Below are 12,886 nucleotides of genomic sequence, written 5' to 3'. Positions count from 1 at the left end.
GTCTGAATGGCAAGGCTTACACTTGCATCTGACCGAGAGTTCAGCCTTTAATGACAGTAATCTGCTGTCGGGCTGGCTTAGTTATGTACGGGCTGTTTACCGTGATTCTCTAAGCAACGAATCGCACGTTTCCTTCTACTCGGTCTTGAATCTGTCTTGGTATTGTTCGTCGCTGACCTTCTCCATCCAGTCCACGGGCTTGCCGTCGAGTACCTCCCGAGTGGCGATATGAGTCATCGCCGTTGGCGGTGAAGGTGGCGATGGCGACAATGCTTTGTTGTCGTCGTGCGTTTAGGGTTTGATCGTGTTGGCGATGAACATCACTACACCGTTTGACCGCCATCGATGACCAGGGCGTGCCCGACGGCGAAGGAGGCCGCATCCGAACACAGCCAGACGACGGCATTAGCGATCTCTTCAGGTTGACCCATCCTGCCAATTGGCTCCTGCGAGATCACCTGTTGGCGGCCTTCGGGAGTGCCGCCGCTGAAGCGATCCATCATCGGGGTGTCAATAATTCCAGGGCACACAGCATTGATGCGGATGTTCTGCGCGGCGTAGTCGAGAGCCGCCGCCTTGGTCAGTCCGACCACGCCATGCTTCGCAGCCACGTAAGCAGCTTGACCTTTGAAGCCTTTGACCCCAGCACCTGAAGAGGTATTCACGATCGCGCCGCTTCCTTGCTTGAGCATCAGCGGGATCTCGTACTTCATGCACAGGAATACGCTGCGGAGGTTGATGCCGACGATCCGGTTCCACTCTTCCTCCGTGAGATCGGCCATCGCCGTTATCGCCTGTTCGGAGCCGGCGTTGTTAAAAGCGATGTCGAGGCGACCGAACGCTTCGACCGCCTTGTCCAGCGCAGCCTTCACGTCCTCGGCCCGTGTCACGTCGCACCTAACGGCGAGCGCCCGTCCGCCGAGTTCCTCGATCGTGCGGGCTGTTTCTTGATTGCCCTGTTCTGAAATGTCAGCGACCACCACATTAGCGCCCTCACGTGCAAACGCCAGCGCCGTAGCTCGACCGATGCCGTTCGCTGCTCCGGTCACAAACGCAACTTTTCCTGTGTAGTTTCCCTTCTCGTTCGTCGTCATTATTTTTTTCCTTCAATTCTTCACCAAAACAAGCTTCTAAAACCGCCGGACGCGGATATCAGTTGTGATATTGATATTGCTCGTCACTGACCTTTTCCATCCAGTCCACGGGCTTGCCGTCGAGCCATTCCTGAATGGCGATGTGCGTCATGGCTGTGGTTGAGGTGGCACCGTGCCAATGTTTCTCACCCGGTTCAAACCAGACGACATCCCCCGATCGAATTTGCTCGATCGCACCACCCCATCGCTGTACGAAACCACAGCCAGCCGTTACGATTAGGGTTTGTCCCAATGGGTGGGTGTGCCATGCTGTCCTAGCACCAGGCTCAAATGTGACACTGGCTCCAGACGTGCGCGCTGGATCGTGTGCCTCAAACAGGGGGTCAACGCGGACAGTGCCGGTAAAATACTCAGCCTGCCCTTTAGCGGAAGGCTGTGAGCCACTTCTTTTAATGTCCATTTTCTTAATTCCTTCACTTGATGCCATTTTGGTGGCTAGCAGGCAAGTCTCTTGCCCAATTAAAACTGAGTTTTCTCTTGAATAAAAATCCAGAATGCTTATAAGAAGCCGAAATCATTTTTCATTGCTTTAGCTTCATTCTAAGAATCTTCAAGGGAAAACAATAAAACAATCGTCTAAAATTGTTGTACAATCCTACAAACTTATAAATGAACGCTGCCAATATCAATTTAATGAACGACCCGCAAGCAAAGCGCGAGGCAGACAGAGCGCAAGCCTACAGAGACGAACTGACTGAGCTGATTGCCCAGGCGATTCGTTATGATGGGACGATTGAGCCGTTGAAAGGATTGCACTTCAACCGCGCCTCCTCGCCTTCGGAATGCCTTCATAGTGTCTCTATCCCTGCCTTTTGTGCGATCGCTCAGGGCAGCAAAGAAGTTTTTCTGGGCAGCGATCGCTATCAGTACGACCCAATGCATTATCTGCTTGCTACGGTTGAACTCCCAATTGTCAGCCAAATTCTGGAAGCGTCCAAGGCGCAACCGTTCCTTAGCGTTCGCCTCGATCTTGACCCCACCCTCGTTGGCTCAGTGATGGTCGAGGCAGGGTATACCTCATCGCGCAGCCGTGCTGATGTGAAAGCGATCGACGTAAGTCCGTTGAATGCAAATCTGTTGGACGCTGTGGTGCGGCTCGTCAGGCTTTTAGATTCTCCTGCCGAAGCTCATGTTCTCGCACCACTGATTAAGCGGGAAATCATTTACCGACTCTTGATGGGAGAGCAAGGTAATCGGCTCCGTCATATTGCAGTTCTGGGTGGCTACACCTACCACATCGCTAGAGCCGTCGAGCGACTTCGTAAAGACTTTAACGAACCGATCAAGATTGAAAGCATCGCACGAGAAATGGGAATGAGCGTCTCCGGCTTTCACCATCACTTCAAGTCTGTCACTGCCATGAGTCCTTTGCAGTTCCAGAAGCAACTGCGGCTCCAGGAGGCTCGCCGTCTGATGCTGGGGGAAAACCTTGACGCTACCAGTGCTGCCTATCGAGTGGGGTACGAAGATGCCTCGCACTTCAACCGAGAGTACAAGCGACTCTTTGGTGCCCCACCGATGCGCCATGTGGAGCGGCTGCGAGAAGCTGCTAGGGAGACTGTTAGTTCAATATGATCGGCCCTTTCAAGGTCTTGTAATTTCCCTCAAATTATAGTTACTTGAAAAAATATAGTTGCTAGATAGGGAACAGCTAGAATGTTTCTAGGTCAAGTGTTTGAGCGTTTTGTAGAAGAAAGTTCGGTTTCGGTATAAGCTTTTCTACTTATTACTGTGTGAAATTTTGTGAGGTTAGAGAGACGCGATAAATCGCCGTCTCTACAGAAAATCTATCTGTCAATTATTCCTTGACGAAGTATTACTTTATTTACAAAATTTTGGTTCTTCGGTACTTGGTATGCTAAATTTACGTTCTCAAAAGCTCGAAACCCTTGCCGGACAAGAAAAGTATCAGTTGTTAACTAAAATTTAAGAGCTTTTATACGGTTTAGAGGCTTAAAGCCTAGTTGGTTATTAGGTTTGGAGTTTTAATTAATAGTTTGGCATAAAATATACTGAAGAACCAAAATTTTTGACTGCAAAAATAAGAAGTTCTGTTTTCTTTATCAAACATTAGTTTTAAATACTTTTATCAAATTCCCAAAAGTATCTAACTGCACATATTGGTTATGAAAAATAATTTTATTAACTAAAATAAGCGAGAGTGTAACTTATGACTATTAAAGGTTCTAAGGATAATCTTCTATTAAATAGATAAATAATTTGAGATTCGGCAAATTAATTAGTGAGATGTATGTTATGGTTTTTATAGGAATCAAAACGAGTGAAAGCACAAAAAGACTTCAAGACAAGTTTGAGGCAAGCTCAAGAAAGTTTTTTTTGCTCTGGTAAGTCCCCTTCAATTAGCTACATCTTTTTTTAACGAAAATCTAAAACTAGATTGAGTAGGATAGTAGGCTTTGTAACAACTTGAAGTCAATCAAAATTTATCTGGGTATGAGCCAATAAGAGTTGGCTAACCTAGCTAGAGCATTACCCGCCAAAGGCAATTACTCTTGGAGTCTGGGAAGAAAGACTCTTAGTACAGCCTGACAATTCAATAGAAATACAGAATATTTACTAACTTCGTCTTGCGGGAGTAAAGGTTTTCAACCGCAAACTAAGTTGAAGCAGTTGGTGACTTTTGGAACGAAAACTCCAAGCAGAATGGTGTCGTTCCACAATTTTCAGGAATTTAACCATACTGTCATATCATGTCCGCCAAATTACCCACAATAAAAGAACCCCACCCCCAACCCCTCCCCGCAGGCGGGGAGGGGAGCTAAAGCGCAGCTTTGGCGGGGTGGGGTTTCGGGTATTATGTTTAATTGCCGGACATCGTATCACAAGTCACTAAGATATTGTCTAAGCCAGAGTGTTAGGGTTTGCTTGTGCAGGCATTATATTACTGCACCTGTAACTGCTAATTTTAGGCTGGAATTTATCCTGCTGCATCAATCACGAAACGAGAAGCGCTATAGATGTTCTTGGCGACTTGACATCAGCAAAATCAGAAAAGTTGTAGCGACCATTTAAGAGTGGATTGCAATTTGGTTGGTTGTGTGGTTCAAGGGACAAATCTGCGTTCATTTGAATTCCTGCTGCAACCACTCTTGAGGCTTGAGCAACCATTTGGCATTCATTACAACAACTGATAATGCTGAAGTCATAGTTTCAAAGGCTTTGTTATTAGGAGATTAGATTTCTCTATCTCTTAAGCCATGTCTGACGACAAGCCGCTCTGCGTCTACGCTTCGTGGGTAAATATGTTCTGATTTTAACTGTTTTTGCCAGGGTGCGATCGCCAACAGGCTCTACTTCCCTACGACACCAAGGGTGAATATTTCACATCAAGCTTACGACCCATTAACTAAATCATTGTAGGAAACACAACCATGACTGACCCAAAGATTAGACAAATAGCTTTCTATGGTAAAGGCGGTATTGGTAAATCTACCACTTCTCAAAATACCCTTGCAGCAATGGCTGAAATGGGTCAGCGCGTCCTTATTGTCGGTTGCGACCCTAAAGCTGACTCTACCCGTTTGATGCTACACAGTAAAGCTCAAACAAGTGTTCTTCAATTGGCTGCTGAACGCGGTGCTGTAGAAGATATTGAACTCGAAGAAGTAATGCTCACCGGTTTCCGGGATGTACGTTGTGTGGAGTCTGGCGGCCCTGAACCTGGTGTGGGTTGCGCTGGTCGTGGTATTATCACCGCTATCAACTTCTTAGAAGAAAACGGTGCTTACAAAGATGTTGACTTTGTAAGTTACGACGTATTGGGTGACGTTGTGTGTGGTGGTTTCGCTATGCCTATCCGTGAAGGTAAGGCACAAGAAATCTACATCGTTACCTCTGGTGAAATGATGGCGATGTATGCAGCTAACAACATCGCTCGTGGTGTTCTCAAATATGCTCACACTGGCGGTGTGCGCTTGGGTGGTTTGATTTGTAACAGCCGTAACGTTGACCGGGAAATCGACCTAATCGAAACCCTGGCAAAACGTTTGAACACCCAAATGATTCACTACGTACCTCGTGACAACATTGTGCAACACGCAGAATTGCGCCGCATGACTGTTAACGAGTATGCACCTGACAGCAACCAAGCTAATGAATATCGGACATTAGGTACAAAGATCATCAACAACAAGAATCTGACTGTCCCCACACCTATCGAGATGGAAGAGTTAGAAGACTTGTTGATTGAATTCGGTATTCTCGAAAGCGAGGAAAATGCTGCAATGTTGGTTGGCAAGACTGCTACTGAAGCACCTGTTTAAAGTATTGCTAAGTAAATAATGGTTTAGGGTGGGCAGCAGCCCACCTTTTTCCCAATTTTTGCATTTCTTTGTTTGAATCCTTAATAGAAATATATAGCGATCGCTCGCACTCTGCAATCAGCAGCTACGCATCTATGTAGAAGCCATGTTTCGAGATATTAAAATCGGTGGTTACAAATTAGAAGATACAAATGTTTCTGGCAATCGCTTAATATCTCTAATCTTAATTATTTTTAACCAGAAGTTGGTAAAGGATTTGTTAGCAACAATGACAGCTATATATCCCTACTCCCAAGTGGAAGCATCTCGCAATAAATTAGGAATTTCTCCTTGAGATAAGGGAAACTCTAGCAAAGTTTCTCTAATACCCAAATATCCAGATTCCGCAAACGATAAAAGCATTCGTGAAAGCGCTAGCCAAACCTCCGGTTCGTATTCCCAATCACGATAACGTGAAGCTTGACCAGCAATTGAACGTAGTGCCCAAAAATAAGAGTTTCTTACCACCGAACCACCCTTCTTAAACTCTGGTAAATCTTCGTGGTGTATGAAAAGTATTTTATTTTCAATTCTGGCTCTCATAGCAATTTTAGATTTTAGATTAAAAATAAATTTTAAGTAGGGTCATTATCGCTTTAGTTTAACGCACTATGTTGTACGGCGGAGCGTCATATTTACCAAAAAATGTAAAACATCACTTTTCTATAAAGGTAGGAAAGTGATGTTTTACAAATCATGTGAAAAGACATAAGAATGTAGAGACTTGGTAATGATAAAATCTCTACATTGAATACCTAAAAATTGGCGCTTAAACCCAGACGAAAAGTAAATCCAGGGCTATATATGCGATTAACTCGCTCATATTGCTCACTAAGTAAATTTTCTAAGTAAACTGTCAGTCCTAAATTGCTAGTTAGAGGTATACGCCCGCTCAAATCTAAATTCACAAAAGACGGTGCAAAATCTGTAGGCTTGTCAGTAGAGTTAACGAAGATGGATCTGCGAGCACCACTATTGTAGGTAACATATAAGTTAGCTTGCCAACCTGAATTTTGATAACCCACGCCAGTTTGCAGTACAGAATAGGGAATCAAACCTAATTGTAAACCTTTCTCTGTCCCTGTTTTTATTTGGGCATCTGTATAAGTATAGTTGAGAAAAGTTGACCAGCCAGTGGCAATTTTTAATTGCAATGCAGCCTCTAAACCATTGGTATCTACTAATCCAATGTTTGCCCATTTTCCGGCGATGACTCCCAAGCGATCGCCTATACTACTACCAAAGTAAGTAAACTGTCCAATTAGATTTTGAGAAAAATTTACATCTACTCCTGCACTCCAAGTTGAGCCAATTTCTGGTCTTAAATCAGGATTAGGTGCCCAACCATGAACCGTATCATAAACATACAACTGATCTAACCCAGGATTGCGTTGTCCTCCTGCCCAACTTCCACGCACTGCTACCATTGGTGTGACAGCATAACGTAACCCAACACTAGGGTTGAGATAATTTCCAAATTGGCTGTCAAAGCTTTGTCTTAATCCTAAATCTATCAGAAAATTATCGCTAATATTCCAAGTATTGACAGCAAATAAAGCTGTATTCAACAAACTCCGATCTTCCTTTTCGTTTTCGGTAATCCTAGTAGGATCTGTACTCAAAACATCACCGATTAAATCGGTGTTTTTCAAATCTAATCCCCAACGCAATTTATTATTGGAAGTAATTTTCCACTCATGATCGACTCTGGCTGTGAGTTGTTGTGTATCTAAAGACCCTCTACGATAAAATGATACTCCTGTAGGGCCATAAGTGCTGAAATAATCTTGGTTATAACCAATTGAGGTTGTAAGATTAGAGCTTTCGCCATTACCTAGCCGAGTTTTCCAAGATAAGCCAACATTTAAACCATCGTGGTCTAATCTATCTCTTTGCAGAGGGAACCCAAAATAAATTAAGCCGCGACGACTGCTGAGTGCAGTAACATCTAAATTCAGAGAATTTTTCTTATCTAAATCTAGTCCAATGCTACCAAAGTATGTACTTGTCGCTGTGTCTGCATTCGATAAAAATCCCTGACTATCACGATTAGCTGCACCTACAGGGACGCGGTAACGGTTATCTGTAAAGAATCTTTCAAAGCTAAAGTTGTACTTGACCTTATCAGATGAACCACCATAAGTTACTTGTTGATTATTTAAACTCAATGAGCCAAATTCTGCACTACCACTGAATTTAGGTTTGCCATAACCTTCCTTGGTGATGATATTGACAACTCCTCCAAAGGCTGAGGAACCAAATAAAGCGGAGGCTGTACCGCTATATAATTCTACTCGTTCAATAGCCTCTACAGGAATGCTATTTAAATCAGTTCCACCATGATAAGTGTTGACATTGTTGTTAATTGGTCTGCCATTAATCAAAAATACAGATTGATTAATTGAGGCTCCCCGGTAGTATGTACCTGTATGAATATCTGCACCATGACCTACATCATTGATTGCAAAACCAGGCATTCGTTTCAAGATATCGGCTAAACTTGCAGCACCCTGCTTTTTAATTTCTTCTCGATCGATTACGTAAGTTGGAGTAGATTGAGGTAGGTTGTCTGGTTCTGCGATCGCTTCTATAGAAATGTCTGCATCATCGCTTGGAGTTGGCTCTGTTTCTGGTTGAGTTTCTTCTGGATTAACTTCAATCGGTACAGATTGTTGAGATAATAAGTCGGCATTAGTGGCGGGTAGCTCAATTTCACTCAAACTCGGAATATCTAAAATGACTTCCGTTGATTTATTAGTATTTCTTTGCTCAATTTCACTCTCAACCGCATAACTAGGAGACGCTATCAGTAAACTCGGTAAAGCAACTGTTAGTAACAAAAAATCCTTTTTCACTTTCTCTTTCACACCAAGTAAAAACAGTCACTACGTAGCATTGTGGCTGTAATAGTAAAATCGTGTCAAAAGACACGCTGTCATATTTCCACAGTTGAGATGCGACTATTTGTCAATTTACTATGGGTTAAACCGCAGAGCGATCGCATTTAAAGAAGTCATATCATATCCGGCTAAAGACTTATCATTTAGACGCAGTTCTTGCTGGGGGCTTGCCGTGACTTGTGCCGAGACATCTCGACTTACGCCCTTCTCTACGAGAGGCTGCGCCAACGGCTACGCTCAGGGCAAGCTCAGTACAAGTCGCTCGATGGAACCGGAGGCGAGGTAGCATAGCCAAACTGGAGCAGGGAGCAGGGTGAAAGAAGCTTTGCTGATGGTTGCTTTACTTAAGCAAATCGCACAGCGTGTCGCAGACACAGCAGTTTCCTTCCTTCAACCTGTTGCTCTCTGCATTAATTTTTCCAACTTAAGGAATAGAAATTTCTATTACTAATGATAGATCAAATAACATTATTTAATAAGTTATATTTTAATGTTAGTGATTTTAAAGAATTATTAGTAACTTTCACTATTAACTAATTATTCAAAAAAGTCAAAGTCAATTATTTACAGAAAAATTAATTATTCAACATTTACTTATGTATGTAGCTTTATGGCCAGGGAATGTATATCCTTTAGGTGCAACTTGGGATGGGAAAGGGACAAACTTTGCTTTATTTTCGGAAAATGCAACAGGGGTAGAGCTTTGTTTATTTGATAACGATGACGAAGAGATTCGTATACCTTTGACAGAAAAAAACAATTTTGTTTGGCACGGTTACTTACCAGGAGTTGGCCCAGGCCAAAAGTATGGGTTTAGAGTACATGGGATGTGGGCACCGGAGGTAGGTCATCGATTTAATCCCAACAAACTATTAATTGACCCCTACGCTAAAGCAATTGATGGTGAGTTTAGTAATGATCCCTCTGTATTTGGCTATTCTTTAGACGCTGAGGACAAAGACCTAGTTTTTTCTGAACTAGATGATGCCAAAATAATGCCCAAGTGTGTTGTGGTCGATCAATCTTTTGATTGGGAAGGCGATAAACTGCTTGCTACACCTTGGTATACTACTGTTATTTATGAAACTCATGTCAAGGGTTTTACTAAACTACATCCAGGTATTCCAGAAGAGTTGCGCGGCACTTATGCCGGGTTAGCGCATCCGGCTGCAATTCAACACTTACTGCAATTAGGAATTACAGCAGTTGAGTTGATGCCAGTACATCATTTTCTATCTCATCCGGGACATTTAGAAGGAAAAGGATTAAGCAATTACTGGGGCTACGATTCCATCAACTATTTTGCTCCCTATTCTAGTTACAGTGCTAGTGGGACTGTGGGACAACAAGTCACCGAATTCAAGCAAATGGTCAAGGCACTACATTTTGCCGGAATTGAAGTGATCTTAGATGTAGTCTACAACCACACTGGCGAAGGAAGTCATTTAGGGCCAACGCTATCTTTGCGAGGTATTGATAATTCTGTATATTACCGTTTGGTAAAGGACGATCCTCGCTACTACATGGACTTTACAGGCTGCGGTAACTCTCTGAATGTGCGTCATGCTCAAGTTCTGAAGTTAATCATGGATAGCCTGCGTTATTGGGTAACAGAAATGCATGTAGATGGCTTCCGGTTTGATTTGGCTTCGGCGCTGGCGCGGGAATTATATGAAGTGGATAACCTATCAGCTTTCTTTGATATTATTCATCAAGACCCAATTTTGGCAGATGTGAAACTCATTGCTGAACCTTGGGATTTAGGTGAAGGTGGCTATCAAGTCGGGAACTTTCCACTGCGTTGGTCTGAGTGGAATGGTAGATATCGGGATACAGTACGAGATTTTTGGCGTGGTGTAGATGATAGTTTAGGACAATTTGCTTACTGTTTTACCGGTAGCCCTGACTTATATCAAACCAACGGGCGCAACCCAAATGCAAGTATTAATTTCATAACTGCTCATGATGGTTTCACGTTAAATGATTTGGTCAGCTACAACGAAAAGCATAACGAGGCAAACGGGGAAGACAGTAGAGATGGTGAAAGCCATAATAGATCCTGGAATTGTGGTGCAGAAGGCGAAACCGACGATCCAGAAGTAATGCGTTTGCGCGAACGGCAACGACGAAACTTTTTAGCAACCCTAATGCTATCTCAAGGTGTCCCAATGCTATTAGAGGGGGATGAAATTGGCTGTAGTCAAAAGGGAAATAATAATGTTTACTGCCAAGACAATGAGATTTCCTGGCGGCATTGGGATTTGCATAAAGCGAACTCGGATTTACTAGACTTTACACGTGAACTGATTAATTTTCGCCATCAGCATCCAGTATTGCGACGACGTAAATGGTTTCAAGGTCGCCCCATTCACGGCTTAGGCATTAATGATATTGCTTGGTTTAATTCTGATGGCAGTGAAATGACTGAGAAGCAGTGGTTAGTTAGTTATGCCAAAGTAATGGAGATTTTTTTGAATGGGCAGGGAATTGCTACTCCAGGCGATCGTGGTGAGCGCATTATTGATGAAAGTTTTCTAATATTTTTTAACGCTCACTATGAGTTAATTGACTTTGCTTTACCCAATGAATTTAAAGATAAGGTATGGGAGATAGTAATTGACACTAATGAACCTCGCTTTTTAGATCGAGGAAAATTAGTTTCAGGTTCTCAAACTTTACCAGTTACAGATCGCTCTTTGATGGTGTTACGCCTGATCAGTTAGCAAGAACAAAAGAAAAAGATAGTGAACTTTATAGAAAAATACCTTTTTTCTATAAAGTTACTAAAAGGCTTTAACGAATTTTACTCGTAACTCTAATTAGAAAACGCAGAGCTTCATTTACTGCTTCCGAATTGGGAAACATTTCTGCAACATCAGGTTCTAAAAAAACTGTCAATTTTTCAATATTATTAAAATTATCTTCACCATTTATTATATTGGTGTCTGCCAAACCCTGATTTGATTGAGGTTTATCCTGAATTATGGTTGTTTGGGAAGATGCAGCATTTAATTTATTAACTAGTGATTCCCAACTAGTAACTTTCAGATTAAAGTGAGCCTTTGCATCCCGTAATGTTTTAAACTGTTGCTTCAGAATATCAACACTATAAGTATGCTTCTGAGATACCTGTTTCTCTACATTCAGGTCTGACTCAACCATATCAACTACTTCATTAATAAGTCGGTCATGATTTTCGGCAATTTGAGCAGCAGCCCCTAAAATCCGAGAAGTTGCTTGTATCTGGACATCAGTCTCTTGTTTAAGACGATCGGCAATACTGCGAATTTGATCTCCCAGCCTCGCTTTACCTTGTTTTTGCGTGGTTGGTAATGATTTTTTGCTCATGAGTATGCTTGTTTATTCAGAAAGTATGTCTTTAATTGCCAGCCAGATGCGTTTAAATTTTTGTACCAAACCCATTGGATTATTAGTTGTTTCTTCCTCCACGGAATCAACTAGAGATTGAATCCGATCCATACGCTCTGCAACAACGTAAAGACTATTTACTGCTTCATCCTTACTTGCTAAAGAGTCACGCAGTAGCACAACCATCTGGGCAATTTCTCGTTTTAGTTTTTCATTCTCGGCTTTCCGGCGAGTTTCCCATCCCTTAATACTAGCTTTGGAACGACGCTCATGTTTGAGTTCTGCTTTAGCCTCATTGTATAAAGTCAAATACATTTCTCGTTCAGAGTTGGCTGCATCATATTTGGTAATAAATTCAGTTGCTCTAGCTTTTTCTTCATTGTAGAGACAGAGTGTTTGTTGATGACTTTGTTGTTCATCAATATAGAAGCGAGAATTTTGAGTGACTTGTTCTTTTAGCTCATTAGCTTCGAGTTGGCAAGTTTGGATCTCTCGCTGGTGAACATGAACTAACTGGGATATTTTCGCCTTTTCTTCGTTGTAAAAGTAGAGTGTCTTTTGATGATTTTCTTGCTCATCAATATAGAAGCGATAATTTTGAGTGACTTGCTCTTTTAGCTCATTAGCCTCGATTTGGTAAATTTGAATTTCTTGCTGAACATGAACCAGTTGGGATGCTGCTTCTTGATATTCATTTGCACATTTTTGCCATTTATCACGTTCAGATGCAGCTTCCTCAAGATTGGCACGAACAGTCATCAATGAAAGCTTAAGGTCATGATAAGAAGCTGGTTCTTTCTGCCGTGAGCGAGGATTATTGATAGCGTTGACATAATTAGAATCTCTGCGATCCCCTCTCCTCATTGCCATATTTTATATTCCTATGTAAATGTTTGTTGTATTTGATATAAATATGCAGTTTAACCGAGATAAACTAATTGAAGTGTGATCTCGGTTCTACTGGTAATATGAGCTGACTCGGATCTGAGATATCTTTTATTCTGTCTCAAGCGCTCAAATTCCTAGAGTGCGATCTCAAAGGGCTAGAGATATTGCGCTTCATAAGCAAGCTAGGTTTTAAAAGGCGAAGGAAATAAGCCTCAAAGGCTTTTCTGTTGTAGCAATTACGAATTTCGTTAGC

The 12,886-nt window shown here is 42.3% G+C and carries 11 protein-coding genes; 3 read left to right on the top strand and 8 right to left on the bottom strand.

All coding sequences use genetic code 11. The features are described from left to right. Positions 1-109 precede the first annotated feature (109 nt). Genes CDG76_RS37940 through CDG76_RS33005 form a run of 3 tightly spaced genes read right to left on the bottom strand, consistent with a single transcriptional unit; the run spans position 110 to position 1,554 of the window. Complete coding sequence (locus CDG76_RS37940; RefSeq protein ID WP_190241059.1) at positions 110-343, bottom strand: hypothetical protein; 234 nt, start codon at positions 341-343, stop codon at positions 110-112. After that, the gene (locus CDG76_RS33010; RefSeq protein WP_094353056.1) at positions 324-1,094 is read right to left on the bottom strand and encodes an SDR family oxidoreductase; all 771 of its coding nucleotides are present in this window, start codon (positions 1,092-1,094) and stop codon (positions 324-326) included. Before CDG76_RS33010 ends, CDG76_RS37940 begins: the two co-directional genes overlap by 20 nt. A 58-nt stretch (positions 1,095-1,152) precedes the next feature. Next, positions 1,153-1,554 carry a (R)-mandelonitrile lyase gene (locus CDG76_RS33005; protein ID WP_094353061.1) on the bottom strand — a complete coding sequence of 134 codons (402 nt, stop codon included), beginning with the start codon at positions 1,552-1,554 and terminating at the stop codon, positions 1,153-1,155. A 209-nt stretch (positions 1,555-1,763) separates the two neighbouring features. Here CDG76_RS33005 and CDG76_RS33000 point away from each other — a divergent pair, with 209 nt between their 5' ends. Both CDG76_RS33000 and nifH read left to right on the top strand, forming a co-directional pair. Beyond that, entirely contained in the window at positions 1,764-2,729 is a 966-nt protein-coding gene (locus CDG76_RS33000) for an AraC family transcriptional regulator (RefSeq protein ID WP_094353055.1), read from the top strand. Between the two features lie 1,817 nt (positions 2,730-4,546). Continuing rightward, positions 4,547-5,437, top strand: coding sequence for a nitrogenase iron protein (gene nifH, locus CDG76_RS32995; protein ID WP_094353054.1), 891 nt, complete (start codon positions 4,547-4,549; stop codon positions 5,435-5,437). A gap of 285 nt (positions 5,438-5,722) precedes the next feature. On the opposite strand, the gene CDG76_RS32985 is transcribed toward nifH, so the two are convergent. The 3 genes from CDG76_RS32985 to CDG76_RS37935 form a co-directional block, all read right to left on the bottom strand. After that, on the bottom strand, positions 5,723-6,019 hold the full coding sequence (locus CDG76_RS32985; RefSeq protein WP_094353052.1) for a hypothetical protein: 297 nt from the start codon (positions 6,017-6,019) through the stop codon (positions 5,723-5,725). 212 nt (positions 6,020-6,231) lie between these two features. Beyond that, a complete protein-coding gene (locus tag CDG76_RS32980) occupies positions 6,232-8,331 on the bottom strand; it encodes a TonB-dependent receptor plug domain-containing protein (RefSeq protein WP_094353051.1) in 2,100 nt (699 codons plus the stop codon). Positions 8,332-8,451: 120 nt separating this feature from the next. Next, entirely contained in the window at positions 8,452-8,604 is a 153-nt protein-coding gene (locus CDG76_RS37935) for a hypothetical protein (protein WP_190241058.1), read from the bottom strand. Positions 8,605-8,972: 368 nt separating this feature from the next. Between CDG76_RS37935 and glgX the strand changes: the two genes are divergently transcribed. After that, entirely contained in the window at positions 8,973-11,099 is a 2,127-nt protein-coding gene (gene glgX / locus CDG76_RS32975; protein WP_094353050.1) for a glycogen debranching protein GlgX, read from the top strand. Positions 11,100-11,169: 70 nt separating this feature from the next. On the opposite strand, the gene CDG76_RS32970 is transcribed toward glgX, so the two are convergent. Together CDG76_RS32970 and CDG76_RS32965 are read right to left on the bottom strand one after the other, a co-directional pair. Next, the gene (locus CDG76_RS32970; protein ID WP_094353049.1) at positions 11,170-11,724 is read right to left on the bottom strand and encodes a hypothetical protein; all 555 of its coding nucleotides are present in this window, start codon (positions 11,722-11,724) and stop codon (positions 11,170-11,172) included. A gap of 12 nt (positions 11,725-11,736) precedes the next feature. Next, positions 11,737-12,615 carry a hypothetical protein gene (locus CDG76_RS32965; RefSeq protein ID WP_223265491.1) on the bottom strand — a complete coding sequence of 293 codons (879 nt, stop codon included), beginning with the start codon at positions 12,613-12,615 and terminating at the stop codon, positions 11,737-11,739. Positions 12,616-12,886 lie beyond the last annotated feature (271 nt).

The organism is Nostoc sp. 'Peltigera membranacea cyanobiont' 210A (genome assembly GCF_002246015.1).
Taxonomy (GTDB): Bacteria; Cyanobacteriota; Cyanobacteriia; order Cyanobacteriales; family Nostocaceae; genus Nostoc.
Note: the sequence above shows the minus strand (reverse complement) of the source record. Positions and strands in the feature narration are given on the sequence as shown.